Origin of the sequence: Ralstonia nicotianae (genome assembly GCF_018243235.1) — a bacterium.
Lineage (GTDB): Bacteria > Pseudomonadota > Gammaproteobacteria > Burkholderiales > Burkholderiaceae > Ralstonia > Ralstonia nicotianae.
The window spans coordinates 3,573,296-3,592,555 of sequence record NZ_CP046674.1 but is presented as its reverse complement, the minus strand read 5'-3'; the positions used below and the strand labels follow the sequence as shown (position 1 = coordinate 3,592,555).

Genomic DNA, 19,260 nt, shown 5'->3' with positions numbered 1-19,260 from the left:
GCGCGATTGCGCAATCTACAATGCATGGGAAAGGGGTCTGCGTAGTACTACGGAGCAGTGCTGCGTAGTTCTCCGCTTGTGGTGCAGGGCCAGGCTGGCAAATACTACACGGCCTCCCCGTCGACAGATAGGCGGGGAGACCATGCTTGCGGCCGCGCAAACGAAACCGGGGAACGGATTTCGCCTTGTGTCAGGCACGCCGGCCGGCAGGGGTGAACCAACACCCCGCATCCAGCAACTTCGACCAAGGTTCGAGGAGACCGACATGAGCTTCGTCAGGCAACACCTGATCTGGCTGGTTGTCGCCATTCTTGGCGCGTTTGCCTTTGCCACCGTCGCGCTTGCGCGCGGGGAGGCGGTCAGCGCGCTGTGGGTGGTGGTGGCCGCCGTATGCATCTACCTGATCGCATACCGTTACTACAGCCGCTACATCGCCGACAAGGTGCTCGGCCTGGACGGCACTCGCAAGACGCCGGCCTGGCGTCACAACGACGGGCTCGATTACGTTCCCACCAACAAGTACGTGCTGTTCGGCCACCACTTCGCGGCCATCGCCGGCGCCGGCCCGCTGGTCGGCCCCGTGCTCGCCGCGCAGATGGGCTACCTGCCGGGCATGCTGTGGATCCTGGCCGGCGTCGTGTTCGCCGGCGCGGTGCAGGACTTCATCGTGCTGTTCATCTCCAGCCGCCGCGACGGCCGCTCGCTGGGCGACCTGGTGAAATCGGAGATGGGCACGGTGCCCGGCCTGATCGCGCTGTTCGGCGCGTTCCTCATCATGATCATCATCCTCGCCGTGCTGGCGCTGATCGTGGTGAAGGCGCTGGCCGGTTCGCCGTGGGGCACCTTCACGGTGGCGGCGACGATCCCGGTCGCCATCTTCATGGGCCTGTATGTGCGCTTCATCCGCCCGGGCCGGGTCGGCGAGGTGTCCATCATCGGCTTCGTGCTGCTGATGCTCGCCATCATCGGCGGGCAGGCCGTGCACGAGAGCGCCACGCTGGCGCCGCTGTTCACATACGACGGCAAGGCGCTGACCTGGATGCTGATCGGCTACGGCTTCGTCGCCTCGGTGCTGCCGGTGTGGCTGCTGCTGGCGCCGCGTGACTATCTGTCGACCTTCCTGAAGATCGGCACCATCATGGCGCTGGCGATCGGCATCCTGATCGTCGCGCCGCAGATGCAGATGCCGTCGCTGACGCAGTTCGCGGCGGGCAACGGTCCGGTGTGGTCGGGCAACCTGTTCCCGTTCCTGTTCATCACCATCGCGTGCGGCGCGGTGTCGGGCTTCCACTCGCTGATCTCGTCGGGCACCACGCCCAAGATGCTGGAGAACGAACTCCAAGCGCGCTTCATCGGCTACGGCGCGATGCTGATGGAATCGTTCGTCGCCATCATGGCGCTGGTGGCCGCCTCGGTCATCAACCCGGGCGTGTACTTTGCGATGAACGCGCCGGCCGCGCTGGTGGGCACCACCGCCGACGCGGTGGCGCAGACGCTGTCGACGTGGGGCTTCGTCGTCACGCCGGACGTGCTGCTGCAGACCGCCAAGGACGTCGGCGAGAACACCATCCTGGCCCGTGCGGGCGGCGCGCCGACGTTGGCGGTCGGCATGGCGCACATCCTGCACCAGGTGGTGGGCGGCCAGGCCATGATGGCGTTCTGGTACCACTTCGCCATCCTGTTCGAGGCGCTCTTCATCCTGACCGCCGTGGACGCGGGCACGCGTGCCGGCCGCTTCATGCTGCAGGATCTGCTGGGCACCTTCGTGCCGGCCCTCAAGCGCACCGAGTCGCTGACGGCCAACCTGATCGCCACGGCGGCGACCGTCGCGCTGTGGGGCTACTTCCTGTACCAGGGCGTGGTCGATCCGCTGGGCGGCATCAATACGCTGTGGCCGCTGTTCGGCATCTCCAACCAGATGCTGGCGGCGATCGCGCTGACGCTGGGCACCTGCGTGCTGATCAAGATGAAGCGCGACCGCTACGTCTGGGTGACGCTGCTGCCGACCGCGTGGCTGCTGGTCTGCACGCTGACGGCCGGCTGGCAGAAGCTGTTCCACCCGGATCCGAAGATCGGCTTCCTGTCGCACGCCAACAAGTTTGCCGACGCCATTGCCGCCGGCAAGCTGCTGGCCCCGGCCAAGTCGATGGCGCAGATGCAGCAGATCGTGCTGAACGATCGCATCGATGCCTTCCTGTGCGGCCTGTTCGTGCTGGTGGTCGTCAGCATTGCCTGGTACGGCTTGCGCACCGTGCTGAAGGCGCGCACCCAGGCTCGCCCGACGGTCAACGAAACGCCGTACGAAGCGCTGGGCGCCACGCACTGACGCCCGCATCCGAGGGCGGCATGCCGCCCTCGCTCAAGGAGACACGACCATGCGCGAAGAGATCGAATCCCTCGGCCGGTACCTGGGCCAGGCGATGCGCCTGATGGTCGGCGTGCCGGACTACGACACGTATGTCCGGCACATGCAGGAAACCCATCCCGACCAGCCGGTCATGACGTACGAGGAATTCTTCCGCGAACGCCAGGACGCACGCTACAAGGGCCGCGTGGGACGGTGTTGTTGACGACGAACGTGTCGGGTAGACCCAGAGAGCAGGACGACCGCCGCGGCATGGCGACATGCCCGGCGGTTTTTTCTTGGCGGGTGCGCTACATGGCGGGGCGTGCGGCCGCGGGCGGATCGCCGTGCTTGGCGCGGTAGGTCTTCTCCACCAGCTCGCGCAGCTTGGCCAGCGCCCCGGGGTCGCCCTGCGCCGCGGCGCGGCCGTACCAGAGCTTGGCCTGTTCGATGTCCTGCGCCACCACGCCGGGCTCGCCGCGCTCGTAGTAGCTGCCGACGATGTATTGCGACGGCCCGTCGCCGGCTTCCGCCGCTTTCTTGTACCAGGTGAAGGCGCGGCCGTAGTCGCGCGGCACGCCGCGGCCGGTGAAGTAGTTGGTCGCCAGCGCGCGCTGCGCCTCGATGTGCCCGCCGGCGGCGGCGCGCTCGTACCACTTGTTGGCTTCCGGCAGGGAGCGCGGCACCAGCTCGCCGCGCTCGAACAGCTCGCCGTAGGCGAACTGCGCGTGCGTCATCTGGTTGTCGGCGGCGCGGCGCAGCCATTTGACGGCCGCCTCGGGCTGCGCGACGGTGCCTTCGCCGCGCATCAGCATCATCGCGTAGTTGAACTGGGCGAGGCGGTTGCCGCGCTGAGCGGCTTCGGCGAACTCGTCGATGGCGCGGCCGAACTCATTGTGCTCGTAGTGCGCGATGGCGATCTGCGTGAGGGCGGCGGCATCGCCCTGGGCGTCCGCCGGCGAGGTGGCGGCACGGGCCGGCGCGGTCCATTCGGCGGCCGCCAGCATGATCGCGGCCAGCGTCATCCTGGTGGTGCGCGGGGTGCCGTGCTGCTGCGTTCGCCTGCCCATCGCCCGCTCCTCTTCGCGAAGATGGGCCCAGTGTAGCGCGCCCCGCCGGTCTGCGTCGGCGCGGTGGCCGGGTCACCTGCCGGCGCGGGCGATCCGGCGCGGGCAAAAGAAAGGCCGCGGCATCGGGGGATGCCGCGGCCTTTCAAATGCGTTCAACTCTTGCGATTAATCGCCGGTTTTCTTGGCGATTTTGGCGCCGGCTTGCAGGGCATTATCCATCAGGTGAATCGCGTGGGCGGAGGCATCCTGCCAGGCGTCGCAGGCGCGCTGGGTGGCGGTAATGGTGGTGCGCATGAAGGAAATCGCCGGCTCCGAGCCCGGTACGGCCTGCTTGGCATAGTCGTCCACCCAGGCGAGGGCGATGCGGCATTGTTCATTGGCGCGCGTCTGCGCCACCTTGCGCCACTCCGCGTGCGTGCCGGCGGCGATCTGGTAGAGGTGGCGGCCATAGGCCACCAGCTTTTCCGTCGGCTGCGACACTTCGCTCTGCAGCGCGGTCAGTTCGTGCAGGCTGCGCGCGTCGAAGACCCGCTTGCCCTGCTCGGTGCTGTCTTCCAGCGAGGCGCGGACCGTCTGGAACTGCAGTTCGCTCAGCTTTTCCACGCTATTGAGCGCGGCGCCGGTCAGTTCGGCCAGGGCGTCCAGGCCGGTCTTGTGCGTGGCGGCCACGTGTTCGCTTTTCAGCATTAAGACTCTCCTTCGGGTAGGGTGCCTCGCATAATCGGGTCTCGATTATGAACGGATAGCAATGCATTGATTTACAGGATCGGCTGCGCTACGGAGTTTCGGAAATCGGCCGCGCAACGTCAAGCTGGATAATCGAAAATCCGTGAATTCTGCGATAAATAAATCCGGAAACAAAATAAAAGAGGCGCCTGAGCGCCCCTTTTTGCTTCCGCCATGGCGGGCCGGATCAGCCCGCGCGCACGCGATAGACCGCCACGTTGCCGCGCCAGTTGGCCCCCCAGTGCACCGCCCTGCCCTCGTGCAGCACGACGCGGTCGAGGATCACCAGCCCGACCTTGGGCGCCAGCGCCTCGAAGTCGCGGATGGTCAGCACGCGCACGTTGGGCGTGTCGTACCACTCGTACGGCAGCGATTTCGATACCGGCATGCGCCCGCGGAAGATCGACAGCCGGTGCGGCCAGTAGCCGAAGTTCGGGAACGACACGATGCACTCGCGCCCCACCCGCAGCATCTCGCGCAGCACCTGCGCGGTGTTGTGGATGGTCTGCAGGGTCTGCGAGAGGATCACCATATCGAAGCTCTTGTCTTCGAACAGCGCCAGGCCGCCTTCCAGGTTCTGCTGGATCACGTGCAAGCCTTTCTGCGTGGCGGCCAGCACGCCGGCGTCGTCGATCTCGATGCCGTAGGCCAGCACGTCCAGCTCGTTTTGCAGTACGCGCAGCAGGCTGCCGTCGCCGCAGCCCAGGTCGAGCACGGTGGAGCGCGGTTCGATCCAGCGGGCGATGGCGCGGAAGTCGGCGCGGTCGGCCAGGATGTCGGGCACCGCCGCGGCCGTCGATGCGGCGGCGATGGCGTTGAGCGTCTGCGGGGTCATGCGCCGATCTCCTGGGCGATGCGTTCGTAATAGGCGCGCACCAGCGCGTGGTAGCGCGCGTCTTCCAGCAGGAAGGCGTCGTGGCCGTGCGGCGCGTCGATCTCGCCGTAGGTGACGGGGCGCTTGTTGTCGAGCAGCGCCTTGACCAGTTCGCGGCTGCGCGCGGGGGCGAAGCGCCAGTCGGTGGTGAAGCTGACGACGAGGTAGCTGGCCCGCGTGTGCGCCACGGCGCGGGTCAGGCTGCCCTCATAGGCCAGTGCCGGGTCGAAGTAGTCGAGCGCGCGCGTGATCAGCAGGTAGGTGTTGGCGTCGAAGTATTCGGCGAACTTGTCGCCCTGGTAGCGCAGGTAGCTTTCCACCTGGAACTCGACGTCGAACGAGAAGCGGATGTCTTCGGCCTTGAGCTCGCGGCCGAATTTCTCGGCCATGTCCTCGTCCGACAGGTAGGTGATGTGGCCGATCATGCGCGCCACGCGCAGGCCGCGCTTGGGTTTGACGTTGTGCGCGTAGTAGTCGCCGCCGTGGAAATCAGGGTCGGACAGGATCGCGCTGCGCGCCACTTCGTTGAACGCGATGTTCTGCGCCGAGAGCTTCGGCGTCGACGCCACCACCACGCAGTGCCGCACGCGCTCCGGGTACATCAGGCTCCACGCCAGGGCCTGCATGCCGCCGAGGCTGCCGCCCATCACCGCCGCGAACTGGCGGATGCCGAAGCGGTCGGCCACGCGCGCCTGGGCGTTGACCCAGTCTTCCACCGTGACCACCGGGAAGCGCGCGCCGTAGGGCTGGCCGGTTTGCGGATGCGGGCTCATCGGGCCGGTCGAGCCGAAGCACGAGCCGAGGTTGTTGACGCCGATGACGAAGAAGCGGTTGGTGTCGACCGGCTTGCCCGGCCCGACCATGTTGTCCCACCAGCCGACCTCGCCCTCGGCATGCACGCCCGCCACGTGGTGCGAGGCGTTGAGCGCGTGGCAGATGAGCACGGCGTTGGAGCGCTCGGCATTGAGCGTGCCGTAGGTCTCGACCATCAGGTCGTAGCCGACGAGCTGCGAGCCGTTGCGCAGCGGCAGCGGCTCGGCGAAGTGCATGCGCTCGGGTACCACCAGCCCGACCGAGTCGGGCGGCAGCGTGGCGGCGGGATGCCGGGGGGTGTCGGCAGCGGCCGCCGGATCTGCGGAAGCGGCGGGATCCACCTGGAGTTCTGTCATGGCGCCAAAGAAAAAACCCGACCGGCAACGCTGACAACGCAACCAATCGGGCTCTGTGTGGCGCACGGCGGACTCATGCCCCCGTTCTGACCGAACCTCTTTAGCCGCATTTGTAATGAGAGCCCGGGCACACACCGAACCGGTGATCGGCCAAGGCTCCCGCGCGCCCGCAAGCCAGTCGTCAAATCGGCGCGTCAGGAAGTGGGGATTATAGAGCAAGCGGGGGCGGACGCATCACCATGGGTTGATGCGCCCGATGCGTCCCGCGCCCGCCCGGGCTCAGCCGAGCCCGGCCATGCAGACGTACTTGATCTCCAGGTACTCGTCGATGCCGTACTTGGAGCCTTCGCGGCCCAGGCCCGATTGCTTGACGCCGCCGAACGGCGCCTCGGCCGTCGAGATCAGTCCGGTGTTGACGCCGACCATGCCGCTCTCCAGCGCTTCCGACACGCGCCACGCGCGGCCCAGGTCGCGCGTGTAGAAATACGCGGCCAGGCCGAACTCGGTGTCGTTGGCGGCGGCCACGGCTTCGTCTTCGGTGTCGAACGGGATCAGCGCGGCCAGCGGGCCGAAGGTCTCCTCGTGCGCGACCAGCATGCCGGGCCGGGCATCCACGATGACGGTCGGCTCGAAGAAGGCCCCGCCCTGGGCCGACAGCGCATGCGGCTTGCCGCCGACGAGCACGCGGGCGCCCTGCGCGACGGCGTTGTCCACGTGGGCGCGCACCTTGTCCATCGCGCGCTGGTGGATCAGCGGGCCATGCTGCACGCCCGGCTCGGCACCGTTGCCCACGCGCAGCGCGCGCACGGCCTCGCTCAGCCTGGCGGCGAAGGCGTCATAGATGCCGCGCTGCACGTAGAAGCGGTTGGCGCACACGCAGGTCTGGCCGGCGTTGCGGTATTTGGCCACCATCGCGCCTTCCACGGCGGCATCGAGATCGGCATCGTCGAACACGATGAAGGGCGCGTTGCCGCCCAGCTCCAGCGACAGCTTCTTCACGTCGTCGGCGCACTGGCGCATCAGCAGGCGGCCGACGGCCGTGGAGCCGGTGAAGCTCAACTTGCGCACGACGGGGTTGGCGGTCAGCTCGCCGCCGATGCCCTGCGCGTCGCCGGTGACGATGGACAGCAGCCCCGCCGGCACGCCCGCGCGCGCGGCCAGTTCCGCGAAGGCCAGCGCGGAGTAAGGCGTCTCCAGCGCGGGCTTGACCACCATCGCGCAGCCGGCCGCCAGCGCCGGGCCGACCTTGCGCGTCATCATCGCGATGGGGAAGTTCCACGGCGTGATCGCCGCCGTCACCCCGATCGGTTCCTTGTTGACGACGATGCGGCGGTCGCCCTGCGGCGCGGGGATGGTGTCGCCGTAGACGCGGCGGGCCTCTTCGGCAAACCACTCGATGAACGAGGCGGCATAGGCGATCTCGCCCGTGGCCTCGGGCAGCGGCTTGCCCTGCTCGGCGGTCAGGATACGGGCCAGGTCCTGCTGGTGCTCCAGCATCAGGTCGGCCAGCTTGCGCAGGATCCGGGCGCGCTCGCGCGCGGTCACCTTGCGCCAGGCGCGCTGCGCGGCCTGCGCGGCCTCGATGGCGCGGCGCGTCTCCGCGGCGCCCATCGCGGGCACCGTGCCGATCACGCGGCCGGTGGCGGGGTCGGTCACGTCGCGGGTGCTGCCGTCATCGGCATCGGTCCACGCGCCGGCCAGGAAGGCTTGCGTGCGCCACAGCGCCGGGTCGTTGAGCGTGATCGGTGCCGGTGGCAGATCGGTGCGGGTCATGGTGTCAGCCCTCCAGTGCGTGTTTCAGGATGGCAAGGCCCTCTTCGAATACCGCGTCTTCGATGGTGAGCGGGAACAGGAAGCGGATCACGTTGCCGTACACGCCGCACGATAGCAGCAGCAGGCCGGCTTCGAGCGCGCGCTGCTGCACGGTGCGGGTGAAGTCGGCATCGGGCTTGCCGTCGGGCGTGTTGAATTCAATAGCAACCATCGCGCCCACGCCGCGCACTTCGGCGATGCGCGGCTGGCCGGCCTTGGCGGCGTCGAGCGCATCGACCAGGCGCCGGCCCAGCGCGGCGGAGCGCTCGCACAGCTTTTCCTCGTCAATGATGTCGAGCACTGCGTGCGCGGCGGCCACGGCCAGCGGGTTGCCGGCGTAGGTACCGCCCAGGCCGCCGGGGGCGGGCGCGTCCATGATCTCGGCGCGGCCGGTGACGGCCGACAGCGGCAGGCCGCCGGCCAGGCCCTTGGCCATCGTCACCAGGTCGGGCAGCACGCCGGTGTGCTCCATGGCGAACAGCTTGCCGGTGCGGGCAAAGCCGGTCTGCACTTCGTCGGCGATCATCACGATGCCGTGCTCGTCGCACAGGGCGCGGAGGGCGCGCACGAAATCGGCGGGCATCTGGTAGAAGCCGCCCTCGCCCTGCACCGGCTCGAAGATGATGGCCGCGACCTGGCGCGGGTCGATGTCGGCCTTGAGCAGGCGGCCGATCGCATCGAGCGAATCCTGCGTGCTGACGCCGTGCAGCGCGATCGGTGCCGGCACGTGATAGATGCTGCCCGGGAACGGACCGAAGCCGGTCTTGTACGGCACCACCTTGCCGGTGAGCGACATGCCCATGAAGGTGCGGCCGTGGAAGGCGCCCGTCAGCGCGATCACGCCGGGGCGGCCGGTATGGGCGCGCGCGATCTTGATGGCGTTCTCCACGGCTTCGGCACCGGTGGAGAAGAATGCCGTCTTCTTGGCATGCGCGCCGGGCGTGAGCGTGTTCAGGCGCTCGGCCAGCTCGACGTACGAGGCGTACGGCACGATCTGGAAGGCGGTGTGGGTGAAGCGCTCGAGTTGCTCGCGCACGGCCTGCACCAGGCGCGGATGGCGGTGGCCGGTGTTGACCACGGCGATGCCGGCCGCGAAGTCGATGTAGCGCTTGCCTTCCACGTCCCAGAACTGGGCGTTCTCGGCGTGTTCCGCGTAGCGGTCGGTCATGACGCCGACGCCGCGCGGTGTGGCGGCCAGGCGGCGGGCGTTCCATTGGGCGTTGTGCTGGGGGTCTCGGGCGTTCATGGCGTTCGGGCGTCGGAAAAAGGTGCGATGCGGGCCAGTGTGGCAGCCATTGGCCCCGTACAATGAGACCCAATCGAGTTTTTCTAATGGAGCCAATCCGGCGCCACGCTCCTTGCCATGGCAGAACATTCCCCCGCCCATCGCGCCAGCATGCTGGTGGACTACCTGCAGCGCCGCTTCGACCGTGCCGGCCCCGGCGGCGAGCCCGACCACCGCCGCCTCTACCGCATGCTGCAGGAAGGCATCCTGCGCGACGAGCTGCAGCCCGGCACGCGCCTGCCCTCCTCGCGGCAGCTGGCGGCGGAGCTGGGCATCGCGCGCAACACCGTGATCCATGTCTACGAGCAACTGGGCGTGGAGGGCTATGTGTCGGCGGGCGTGGGCAGCGGCACCTTTGTCGCCGATACCGTGCCGGACCGGCTCGATGCCGCGCCGCCGCCGGCCGCCGCGCCCGTCAGCATCAGCGAAGCGGCGATGCCCGCGGCGCCCATGCTGTCTTCGCGCGGCCGGGCGCTGGTGCGCGATGCCGGTGCGAGCTCGCGCCAATGGGGCGCCTTCATGCCGGGCGTGCCCGAGGTGCGGATGTTTCCGGCGCGGACCTGGTCGCGGCTGCACAACCGGCTGCTGCGCAAGCCGTCGCCGGCGCTGCTGACGTACCCGGTGGGCGCCGGCTACCTGCCGCTGCGCACGGCGCTGGCCGACTACCTGCGCACCGCGCGCGGCGTGCGCTGCGAGCCGGAGCAGATCATCATCACCGCCGGCATTCACCCGTCGCTGCAGCTGATCGCGCAGTTGCTGTGCGACGCCGGCGACAGCGCGTGGATCGAAGACCCCGGCTACTGGGGCGTGCGCAGCGTGCTCACCGCGGCCGGCGTGCGCACCGTGCCGCTGCCGGTGGACGACGAGGGCATGCGCTTCGAGGCCGCCGGACGCCGCCAGCGCGGCAGGCCGCCCAAGCTGATGGTGGTGTCGCCCTCGCACCAGTACCCGCTCGGCTCGGTGATGAGCCTGGCGCGCCGCCGCCAGCTGCTGGCCACCGCGCAGGCCACCGATGCGTGGATCGTCGAGGACGACTACGACAGCGAGTTCCGCTACGGCAGCCGCCCGCTGCCGTCATTGCAGGGGCTGGACGAGGGCGGGCGCGTGCTCTACATGGGCACTTTCTCCAAGGTGCTGTTCCCCAGCCTGCGCATCGGCTACCTGGTGGTGCCGCCTGCCTTGGCCGAGGCCTTTGCGACAGGGCTGTCGGAGATGTTCCGCGGCGGGCAGATCCTGACGCAGGCAGTGCTGGCCGAGTTCATCGCCGAGGGGCATTTCGTGTCGCACATCCGGCGCATGCGCGGCGTCTATGCCGAGCGGCGCGAAACGCTGCTCGAGGCCATTCGCCGCGAGTTCGGCGAGGCGCTGCCGGTGCACGACGGCGCGTCCGGCCTGCACCTCGTGCTGGGCCTGCCGCCGGGCACCGACGATGTCGCCGTGGTGGAAGCGGCGCTGGCGCGCGATGTCGTCACACGGCCGCTGTCGCGCTATTACCAGGATGACGCGCGCCGCCAGCCCGGGCTGTTGCTTGGCTATGGGCATGTGGAGACTGAGGCGATCGGGGGGCGCTTCGCGGTGCTGGCCGAGGCGATCCGCGCGGCGGGGTGAGCCGCGTCCGGGCGCAAAAAAAGCCCCGCATGGCGGGGCGTTCCTTCGGGCGGCCGGGTCAGCCCAGCAGCACCCGCAACTGCGCCTCCGCCCCTTCCACCGGCGACCTGCGGAAGCCGCTCTTGGCGTAGCGGTGCCAGCGCCCCAGCACCACGCAGACGATCAGGTTGGCGCGCGATGCGATGTCGGCGTCGGCCGGCCAGGCGCCCTGCGTGACCGCCACGCGCAGGCTCTGCTTGAGCGAGGCCTCGATGCGGTCCATGCACTGCGCCATGCGCTCGGGCAGGCGTTCGTCCTCGCCGACCAGCGCGTCGCCCACCAGCACGCGCGTCATGCCCGGGTTCCTGTCGGCGAACGACAGCAGCATGTGGGCGATGGCGTGGGCCTGGCGCAGGCCGTGCTCTTCGCGCAGCGTGATCTGGTTGATCAGGCCGAACACGGTTTGCTCGATGAATTCGATCAGCCCCTCGAACATCTGCGCCTTGCTGGCGAAGTGCCGGTAGAGCGCGGCTTCGGAGACATCCAGCCTGGCGGCCAGACCGGCCGTGGTGATTTTTTCGCCACGCGGCTGCTCCAGCATGCTGGCCAGCGTCTGCAGGATCTGCACGCGGCGCTCACCGGGGCGCGGGCGCTTGCGGGCGGGCGTTGCGGGCGTTGCGGGTGCTTCGGCGGCTGGCTGCGGCTGCGGCTGTAGCTCGGCCGGCGGAAAGCCTGTCTGCGCGTTGCTCATGAGTTGTCGGGCCCCTCTCCCGTCCGCGCGGCTTGTCGCTAACCACGACCGTGGCGGACAAGCCTTCGTTGTAGTTGAAGCACCGATTTTACTTTCACGCTCACATAGCCGGGCCGGTTGGCGAACAAAATCGGCGCGGCGGGTTGCCGTTGTGGCGAATTTGCACGCGCGCCGAGCGCGGCGGCCTGCATCGGGTGCAGTGCATCGGCGGCCGCTGCCGGGACCACGCCGGGCGCCACGCGCCGCAGGTAGCCGGTGACCCACACCGTGCTCAACCCCAGGCGCCGGTAGCGCTTGAGGTGCGAAAGCGTGTCTTCGACCAGGATGGCGCGCGACGGCGCGATGCGTTCGCGCGCCAGCAGCCGGCGCAGCATCAGCGGATCGGGTTTGGGGCGCAGGCGCCGGTGCACCCACATGTGCTCGACGGCGATCTCGCGTGCGAAGGCGCGCCGCAGGCCGATGTGGCGCACCACCTCGCGCGCGTACGCGGCCGGAGCGTTGGTCAGCAGGATCTTGCGCCCGGGCAGCGCGCGCAGCAGCTGGGCCAGGCCGCGTTCGGCGCGTACCATGGCGCGCAGGTCGTCGAAGCGGTGGGCCTGGGCAAGGAAATCGTCGGGATCGACGCCGTGATGGCGCACCATGCCGAGGATGGTGGCGCCGTAGCGGCGCCAGTAGTCGACGCGGACCCGGCTGGCGGTGGCCTCGTCGGTGCCGAGCACGCGCGCCACGTAGGCCGTCATCAGACGGTTGATCTGCGGGAAGATCGCGTGCGAAGCGTGGTGGAGGGTGTTGTCGAGGTCGAACAGCCAGACCGGCTGCCGCCGCGGCAGGCCGGGCGCCGGAACCTCTCGCGGCCAGGCGCGCCCGGCATGGCGCGCCCGGGGCGCCCGGGCCGGGCGCATCAGTGCGAGCGGATCATCGTGCCGAACGCCTGTTCGGTCAGGATTTCCAGCAGCAGCGAATGCTCGATGCGGCCATCGATGATGTGCACCGAGTTCACGCCGCTCTTGGCGGCATCCAGCGCCGACGAAATCTTCGGCAGCATGCCGCCCGAGATGGTGCCGTCGGCGAACAGCTCGTCGATCTCGCGCGCCGACAGGTCGGTCAGCAGGTTGCCCTGCTTGTCCATCACGCCGGGGATGTTGGTCATCATCACCAGCTTCTCGGCCTTGAGGATCTCGGCCATCTTGCCGGCCACCACGTCGGCGTTGATGTTGTAGGCCTGGCCGTCGTCGGAGAAGCCGATCGGCGAGATGACGGGAATGAAGGCGTCGTCCTGCAGCGCGCGGACCACGGCCGGGTTGATGGTCTCGATATCGCCCACGAAGCCGATGTCGATGAACTGGCCGGGCTGTTCGCGGTCCGGCATCTTCAGCTTCTTGGCGCGGATCAGGCCGCCGTCCTTGCCGGTCAGGCCGACCGCCTGGCCGCCGTACTGGTTGATCAGCATGACGATGTCCTGCTGGACTTCGCCGCCGAGCACCCACTCGACCACTTCCATGGTCTCTTCATCGGTCACGCGCATGCCCTGGATGAAGGTGCCGGTCTTGCCGACCTTCTTGAGCGCATCGTCGATCTGCGGACCGCCGCCGTGCACCACCACCGGGTTCATGCCGACCAGCTTGAGCAGGATCACGTCGCGCGCGAAGCCGTGCTTGAGCTTCTCTTCCGTCATGGCGTTGCCGCCGTACTTGATGACGATGGTCTTGCCGTGGAACTTGCGGATATAGGGCAGCGCCTGCGCGAGGATCTCGGCCTTGAGCGCGGGCGCGATATGGGCGAGTTCGGGATCGAGGCCAGCAGGGTCGGGGGCGGCGGCAACAGAAGCGGTCATGACGGTGACATCCGGATTGGGCGGGGTATGATGGAACGCCGAATGTCGCGCGCTGCACAAAGCGGCGCCGCCTTTTTTCGGCAGGCGGGATTTTACAAGAAAAGCCGGCGCGGTCCCGGGCGCGATGCGCGTGTCCGGCACGATCGTTGCCGGCGGCAGACACCCGTGGGGAAACATGACCATCGCACCCGAGCAGCTCGACGCCCTGCGCCCGCACCTGCTGCGCTTTGCGCAGTTGCAGCTGCGTGATCCGGCACTGGCCGAGGACGTGGTCGCCGATACCGTCCTCGCCGTGCTGGAGCACCCCGAGCGCTTCGCCGGCAACGCCTCGCTCAAGACCTACGTGATCGGCATCCTCAAGCACAAGATCATCGACGCGATCCGCTCGGGGCGGCGCGAAGTACGCGTCTCGCTGCTTGCGGGCGGCGCATCCGACGAGACCGACCAGCGCACCGACGAGGCCGTCTTCGATGCCCTGTTCGCCGCCGACGGCCACTACCTGACGCCGCCGTCCGACTGGGGCAACCCCGATGCAGCGCTGTCGCGGCGCGAGTTCTTCGACATCCTGCAGATGTGCGTCGACCGCCTGCCGCCGCGCGTCGGCCGCGTCTTCATGATGCGCGAGTGGCTGGAGCTGGAGACGGACGAGATCTGTCAGGAATTGGAGATCACGGCGACCAATGCCTGGGCACTGCTGTACCGTGCCCGCATGCGCCTGCGCGCGTGCCTGGACCTGCACTGGTTCGGCAACCAGGGCGCGGCCGCATAACCGGGGAAGACCATGCCGAATCGTTGGGGAATGCTCACCTGCAAAGAAGCGCACCGCGTGGTGGTGAGCGGCCTGGACCGCGATCTGTCCGCCGGCGAGCGCCTGCGCCTGCGCGTGCACCTGTTCGCGTGCGATGCGTGTACCCGGTTCTCGTACCAGATGCGCTTCCTGCGGCAGGCGATGCATCGGCTGGGCCACGAAGACGACGCCGAGGGCGGTCCGCGCTGATGGCCGCGCCGGCCCCCGTCCTCGCCGCGCCGGGGCAGCCGGCGCTGGCCAATGCGGTCTGCGCGGCCTGCGGGGCGGCGCTGCGCTGCGGGGCCATTGGCGACGGCATGCAGCCGGACGCCGCCTGCTGGTGCCGGCTCGAAAAGCACCTGCCGACCGGTGCGTTGCAGTCCGGCCAGGGCTGCCTGTGCCCGCGCTGCCTGCGCGAGGCGATCGCGCGGGCCGGGGCGGCGCGCGGCTGAGCCGGCGGCGAGACGGTGCCGATGGCCGGCGCCCGTTTCGCCTATTCCTTGTCGTCTTCGTTCATCGTGCGTAGCGCGCGGCGCACATCGGCGCAGCCGCGCTGGCGTTCGGCGTGGTCGCCGTCGGTGTGGGCGCCGGCCTTGCGGCCGCGTGCCAGCGGTACCAGGATGTTGCGCGGGCGCGCGGTGCCGGCCCGCGTGGACGGCTCGATGCGGAAGGTCAGTTTCTGGCGGGTGCCAAGTGTTTTGTTGGCCATGTGGGTCTGCAGTCGGTCATGGCCCGCAGCGACACCCGCCGCGGGTCATCAGTGTTGGTGTTCGCCGCCGTGGTCGTGGTTCATGGCGGGCATGTTGCCGGCGGTCAGGTCGCGCACCTTGGCGTCGACCTTCTGCTCGACGATGCGGTGGTCGGCCAGCTCGACCTTGAGCGTGAGGGGCACGGTAGCGTCCTTGGCCAGCGGCTGCTTCAGGTCCTGCAGCATCACGTGATAGCCGCCCGGCTTGAGCTGCACGGTCTCGCCCTTGGGCAGCGGCAGCGCCGGGATGGCGCGCATGCGCATCACGTCGCCTTCCATCTTCATCTCGTGGATCTCGGCCCTGGCCGCGGCCGGCGTGGAGATGCCCACCAGCCTGGCGCCGTCGGCCGCCTGCAATGTCATGAACGCGCCGGTCGCGGTCTGGCCCGGCACGGTGCCGCGCACCCAGGCGTCCCGCACCGTCACCTGGGCCAGCGCGGCGGCGCTGGCGAACACGCCGGCGGCCAGCACGGCCAGGCGCAGGGACGATGGGATCGGATCGGTCTTCAGCATGAAAGGCTCCTGATCGGGACAAATGTGCCGCGCATTAAAGCACAGCGCTGATCGCGTGGGGCGTTGGGTGCACAATTGTGCGTCTGATTGACGCATGACGTGGCCAGAACTTGCGTGCTGGCGGCGTTTACACTTGTTCTCCATGCTCTCTACCCTGCCGCTCGCCGCTCCACCGCTCGACACGTCCAGTCTACGCCGCCTGTTCTGGCTGCGATGGAGCCTGCTGGCCACGCAGCTGATCCTGATGCTGCTGGCGCCGCTCATCTTCGGCGTGCAGCTGCCGGTGGCGGTGCTGCTGAGCGTGATGGGCGTGCACGCGCTGTTCAACCTGCTGACCGGCTGGCAAGTGCGGCGCGACCGTCCGGTGCGGCACATCGAGATCACCGTCCAGCTGCTGGTGGATCTGACCGCGCTGTCCGCGCTGCTGTATTTCACGGGCGGCGCGACCAACCCCTTCGTGTCGTTCTATCTGCCTGCGCTGGCGATCGCCGCGGCCATGCTGCCGATCGCGCATGTGGTGGGGCTGACGCTGTACGCGCTGGCGGCCTACAGCGTGATGCTGGGCAACTACATTCCGCTGGATCTGCTGGACCAGGCGGATGCGGTGCCTTATCACCTCGCCGGCATGTGGATCGACTTCGTCGCCAGCAGCGCCATGATCGCCGGGTTCACCGCGCGGCTGTCGGCGGCGCTGCGCGAGCGCGAAGCCGAACTCGCCGACGCGCGCGAGCGCCTGCTGCGCGAGCAGCGCATCGAGGCGCTGGTGTCGCAGGGCGCCAGCGTGGCGCACGAGATGGGCACGCCGCTGTCCACCGTGGCCGTCATCACCGGCGAGCTGCAGCACGACGCCCGCCAGCCCGATTCGCCGCTGGCGCCTTACCGCGAAGACCTGCGCGCCATCGAGCAGCAGCTGGAGCTGTGCCGCGCCGCGCTGGCGCGCCTGCAGCGCAAGCCGAACGACGGCACGCCCGAGCCGCTCGGCCTGTGGCTGCCGGCCTTCACGCAGACGTGGCAGCTGCGCCATCCGGACATCCGCCTGCACACCGAGAGCTCGCCGGCCGCGCAGGCGGTGGAACTGGACGCGGTCAGTGTCGGCCAGATCCTCACCATCCTGCTCGACAACGCGGCGCGCAGCCAGCAGCAGGCCGGGCGCGATCAGGTGCCGCTGCTGCTGACCGCCAGGATCGATGCCAACGTGGACACCGTGCGCGAGGCGCCCCGGCAGATCGTGCTGTCGGTGGTCGATACCGGCCTGGGCGTGCCGGACGACCTGCGCACCGCGCTCGGCCGCACGCCCGTGCCGAGCCGCCACGGCGGCCATGGCATCGGCCTCTACCTGGCGGCGACCACGGCGCGCCGGCTGGGCGGCACCGTCGAGCTGCGTTCCAACCCGCCGCAGGGCGCGATCGCAGAACTGCGGCTGCCCGCGGCGGGTCCTAATGCACAACCGGCCGCACCCGCCATCGGTGCGCCGACCCTGTTGACCTGATTGACGATCTGATGAGGCCGCGGTCAGCGCGGTCCGGAGAAACACCATGCAGCAACCCGCCCCCTTCCTGATCCTCGACGACGATGACGTGTTCGCGCAGACGCTCGCGCGTGCCCTGACCCGCCGCGGCTTCGCGCCGCAGATCGCCCATACCGGCGGCGAGGCGCTGTCGCTGGCCCGCCAGACGCCCTTCGCGTACGTGACGGTCGACCTGCACCTGGCCGCCAGCGACCGGGGCCTGATGCCGCACGGGGGCACCGATTCCGGCCTGCACTGGATCGCCCCGCTGCGCCAGGCGCTGCCCGAGGCGCGCATGCTGGTGCTGACCGGCTATGCCAGCATCGCCACCGCCGTGCAGGCGGTGAAGCTGGGCGCGGACGAATACCTGGCCAAGCCGGCCAATGTCGATTCGATCCTGCTCGCGCTGCAGGTGGGCGTGTCCGAAGCGGTGGCCGAGCAGACCATGGAGAACCCGGCGCCGCTGTCGGTGGCGCGGCTGGAGTGGGAGCACATCCAGCGCGTGCTGTCCGAGCACGGCGGCAACATCTCCGCCACCGCGCGCGCGCTGAACATGCACCGGCGCACGCTGCAGCGCAAGCTGGGCAAGCGCCCGGTGGCCAAATAGGTCGGTCCGGCTATCCGCGCCGTCTGCAACAGCAGCGGCCGCGGACAGCCGGCACGCGCCTCCGGTTCCGCTGCGCATGGCCTCGGAGCCGAAAAACTTCGTCGCCAGGCGAAGGGCTTTCGCACGCGTCTTGCGGCCAGGAACGATCTCACAGAGTCTGAAATGTCTATTCAACCGAATATGACATAGGTGTACGGATGCCTCTTACCAAGATCAATCCTTCGGCCAGCGCCGATACCACCTTGCCTGCTTCCCCTGTACCCGAGGTGGAGGCCAGCCAGGATCACCCCCCAGCGGCGCGCGCCAAGACTGCCGAGCTTTCCGCGCTGGCCAAGGCCCGTCTCAGGAACGCAGCAGGCGGGACGGTGTTTCCGCTGCGAGCGAAACTGCGCCGCGTCGCGCATCAGGTCGGCAAGGATGCGGTGCATTACCGCAACGTCCAGCATCGCCTCAACGCCCAGATGAAGCAACTGCGTCCCGAGACCGGATTCCAGGATCAGCTGCATTTCTCCGATGCGTCGCTTGCGGAAGTTGAAAGCATCCTCCGGCACATTGCCGTCAGCCCGGCGCTCCTCAGCGCATCCCGCAGCAAATCGGCCGTGACGGCGTTATTCACCAAGACGTTCCTGATGCCGCTGCTGGATGGCGGACAGTTGCGCCTCCATGAGTTCCGCTCCGGCGGCAGGGCGCAGGAAGATGAGGAGGATCCGCACCGGCACCGATGGAACCTGAAGACCGAGCATCTGAAAGGGGCCTACGTCCAGCAGGTCCACGAGGAGACGCACGCGGACGCTCCTGGCGCGCGGCTGTATCAGAAGCACCAGCTCGAGGCCACGCCCAAGGACAAGACGGAGCGCCGGTTCACGCATCTGGGCGAGGTTCACGTGCGGCAGTCGGCGACCAAGCTGTATAGCGAGGAGCAGAGGCCGCACGACTTTCCGCTCGCGGAGACGCACAGCGTGGCCGACCTGAGCCGGCATGCCGGCATGACACTGACGCTGGCGCGTACCGGCAAGGCGATCTATGCGGACTCGATCGCGTACAACGCTGGCACGGAGATCCTGACGACCGCTCCGCTGGGCCGCGCGCCGGACGAGCAGGCGTTTATCGAGCGCCTGCATCGCAGCATTGCGATCCTCCAGCTCGTGCAGTTGCAGCGCGAGCTGGAAGCGTACCTGCGGGGGAAGGCCCCGGCATCGCTGACGGCTGGCGAGCAGCGCCACCTGGAGGACGCCAAGGCGCCGAACTACTTCGAGACATCGCTGCTGCCGGCTCTGGCGACGCTCGATCTCGCGACGGCAGCCGGTCAGGCCAGCGACGAGTTCTCGCCCGAAACGGTGGCCTACCTGGACAGCGCACTCGATCGCATCAGATCGACATCGCTGCGCCAGATCATTGCTGACAACGACGCACATCTGCAGGCCGGACACTTCTGCGCCGAATTGAGCAACTTTGAGCAGCTGAAGTCCTTGATCCGGACGACCGAGTGACGACCTGAAAGGCCGGCCTGTGCCCGCTCGGCGCACGGAGCGGGCACGGCATGCGTTCGGGTTACTGCGCACCTTGCCAGCCGGATGGCGGATCCGACGCCCGCGCACACCGCGCCATGCGCGATATGGATCGCCTTGATTGCATCCGATACGACA

At 68.7% G+C, this 19,260-nt stretch carries 20 protein-coding genes; 9 read left to right on the top strand and 11 right to left on the bottom strand.

Annotated elements, in window-relative coordinates; genetic code table 11:
- The first annotated feature begins 265 nt into the window (after nucleotides 1–265).
- Both GO999_RS16595 and GO999_RS16590 read left to right on the top strand, forming a co-directional pair.
- Nucleotides 266–2,326 carry a carbon starvation CstA family protein gene (locus tag GO999_RS16595; protein WP_019717313.1) on the top strand — a complete coding sequence of 687 codons (2,061 nt, stop codon included), beginning with the start codon at nucleotides 266–268 and terminating at the stop codon, nucleotides 2,324–2,326.
- Nucleotides 2,327–2,375: 49 nt separating this feature from the next.
- A complete protein-coding gene (locus tag GO999_RS16590) occupies nucleotides 2,376–2,570 on the top strand; it encodes a YbdD/YjiX family protein (RefSeq protein WP_010999990.1) in 195 nt (64 codons plus the stop codon).
- 85 nt (nucleotides 2,571–2,655) lie between these two features.
- On the opposite strand, the gene GO999_RS16585 is transcribed toward GO999_RS16590, so the two are convergent.
- The 6 genes from GO999_RS16585 to gabT all read right to left on the bottom strand — a co-directional run bounded on the left by GO999_RS16585 (nucleotide 2,656) and on the right by gabT (nucleotide 9,241).
- Nucleotides 2,656–3,414 (bottom strand): tetratricopeptide repeat protein, encoded by a 759-nt coding sequence (locus GO999_RS16585; protein WP_165591710.1) that lies wholly within the window; start codon nucleotides 3,412–3,414, stop codon nucleotides 2,656–2,658.
- Between the two features lie 165 nt (nucleotides 3,415–3,579).
- Nucleotides 3,580–4,101, bottom strand: a complete 522-nt coding sequence (locus GO999_RS16580; RefSeq protein ID WP_016722634.1) for a phasin family protein — start codon at nucleotides 4,099–4,101, stop codon at nucleotides 3,580–3,582.
- A gap of 226 nt (nucleotides 4,102–4,327) precedes the next feature.
- Nucleotides 4,328–4,975 (bottom strand): methionine biosynthesis protein MetW, encoded by a 648-nt coding sequence (gene metW, locus GO999_RS16575; RefSeq protein ID WP_010999993.1) that lies wholly within the window; start codon nucleotides 4,973–4,975, stop codon nucleotides 4,328–4,330.
- Nucleotides 4,972–6,183, bottom strand: coding sequence for a homoserine O-succinyltransferase MetX (gene metX / locus GO999_RS16570; protein ID WP_010999994.1), 1,212 nt, complete (start codon nucleotides 6,181–6,183; stop codon nucleotides 4,972–4,974). The genes metW and metX overlap by 4 nt, the downstream gene beginning before the upstream one ends.
- A 279-nt stretch (nucleotides 6,184–6,462) precedes the next feature.
- Entirely contained in the window at nucleotides 6,463–7,956 is a 1,494-nt protein-coding gene (locus GO999_RS16565; protein WP_211906418.1) for an NAD-dependent succinate-semialdehyde dehydrogenase, read from the bottom strand.
- Nucleotides 7,957–7,960: 4 nt separating this feature from the next.
- Entirely contained in the window at nucleotides 7,961–9,241 is a 1,281-nt protein-coding gene (gabT, locus tag GO999_RS16560) for a 4-aminobutyrate--2-oxoglutarate transaminase (RefSeq protein ID WP_211906417.1), read from the bottom strand.
- A gap of 117 nt (nucleotides 9,242–9,358) precedes the next feature.
- Here gabT and pdxR point away from each other — a divergent pair, with 117 nt between their 5' ends.
- Nucleotides 9,359–10,888, top strand: coding sequence for a MocR-like pyridoxine biosynthesis transcription factor PdxR (gene pdxR, locus GO999_RS16555; RefSeq protein WP_010999997.1), 1,530 nt, complete (start codon nucleotides 9,359–9,361; stop codon nucleotides 10,886–10,888).
- Nucleotides 10,889–10,946: 58 nt separating this feature from the next.
- On the opposite strand, the gene slmA is transcribed toward pdxR, so the two are convergent.
- The 3 genes from slmA to argB are packed head-to-tail and all read right to left on the bottom strand — an operon-like array spanning nucleotide 10,947 to nucleotide 13,452.
- A complete protein-coding gene (gene slmA, locus GO999_RS16550) occupies nucleotides 10,947–11,618 on the bottom strand; it encodes a nucleoid occlusion factor SlmA (protein WP_211906416.1) in 672 nt (223 codons plus the stop codon).
- A gap of 38 nt (nucleotides 11,619–11,656) precedes the next feature.
- Entirely contained in the window at nucleotides 11,657–12,520 is an 864-nt protein-coding gene (locus GO999_RS16545) for a pyrimidine 5'-nucleotidase (protein ID WP_211906415.1), read from the bottom strand.
- A complete protein-coding gene (gene argB, locus GO999_RS16540) occupies nucleotides 12,520–13,452 on the bottom strand; it encodes an acetylglutamate kinase (protein ID WP_011000000.1) in 933 nt (310 codons plus the stop codon). The genes GO999_RS16545 and argB overlap by 1 nt, the downstream gene beginning before the upstream one ends.
- 175 nt (nucleotides 13,453–13,627) lie before the next feature.
- On the opposite strand from argB, the gene GO999_RS16535 reads away from it, so the two are divergent.
- From GO999_RS16535 to GO999_RS16525, 3 genes are read left to right on the top strand one after another with little or no spacing between them, the layout of a single operon-like run.
- Nucleotides 13,628–14,221: a sigma-70 family RNA polymerase sigma factor gene (locus GO999_RS16535; RefSeq protein ID WP_011000001.1), complete on the top strand. Its 594-nt coding sequence runs from the start codon at nucleotides 13,628–13,630 to the stop codon at nucleotides 14,219–14,221.
- A gap of 12 nt (nucleotides 14,222–14,233) precedes the next feature.
- Nucleotides 14,234–14,449 carry a zf-HC2 domain-containing protein gene (locus GO999_RS16530; protein ID WP_028852417.1) on the top strand — a complete coding sequence of 72 codons (216 nt, stop codon included), beginning with the start codon at nucleotides 14,234–14,236 and terminating at the stop codon, nucleotides 14,447–14,449.
- Nucleotides 14,449–14,691: a cysteine-rich CWC family protein gene (locus tag GO999_RS16525; protein WP_021155362.1), complete on the top strand. Its 243-nt coding sequence runs from the start codon at nucleotides 14,449–14,451 to the stop codon at nucleotides 14,689–14,691. Before GO999_RS16530 ends, GO999_RS16525 begins: the two co-directional genes overlap by 1 nt.
- Nucleotides 14,692–14,732: 41 nt before the next feature.
- On the opposite strand, the gene GO999_RS16520 is transcribed toward GO999_RS16525, so the two are convergent.
- Nucleotides 14,733–14,948, bottom strand: a complete 216-nt coding sequence (locus GO999_RS16520; RefSeq protein WP_197369098.1) for a hypothetical protein — start codon at nucleotides 14,946–14,948, stop codon at nucleotides 14,733–14,735.
- A gap of 48 nt (nucleotides 14,949–14,996) precedes the next feature.
- Nucleotides 14,997–15,500, bottom strand: coding sequence for a copper chaperone PCu(A)C (locus GO999_RS16515; protein WP_019717325.1), 504 nt, complete (start codon nucleotides 15,498–15,500; stop codon nucleotides 14,997–14,999).
- A gap of 142 nt (nucleotides 15,501–15,642) precedes the next feature.
- Here GO999_RS16515 and GO999_RS16510 point away from each other — a divergent pair, with 142 nt between their 5' ends.
- The 3 genes from GO999_RS16510 (at nucleotide 15,643) to GO999_RS16500 (ending at nucleotide 19,104) form a co-directional block, all read left to right on the top strand.
- A complete protein-coding gene (locus tag GO999_RS16510) occupies nucleotides 15,643–16,989 on the top strand; it encodes an ATP-binding protein (RefSeq protein WP_028860020.1) in 1,347 nt (448 codons plus the stop codon).
- Nucleotides 16,990–17,035: 46 nt separating this feature from the next.
- A complete protein-coding gene (locus tag GO999_RS16505) occupies nucleotides 17,036–17,614 on the top strand; it encodes a response regulator transcription factor (RefSeq protein WP_011000007.1) in 579 nt (192 codons plus the stop codon).
- A 197-nt stretch (nucleotides 17,615–17,811) separates the two neighbouring features.
- On the top strand, nucleotides 17,812–19,104 hold the full coding sequence (locus GO999_RS16500; protein ID WP_016726757.1) for a hypothetical protein: 1,293 nt from the start codon (nucleotides 17,812–17,814) through the stop codon (nucleotides 19,102–19,104).
- The last annotated feature ends 156 nt before the right edge of the window (nucleotides 19,105–19,260 follow it).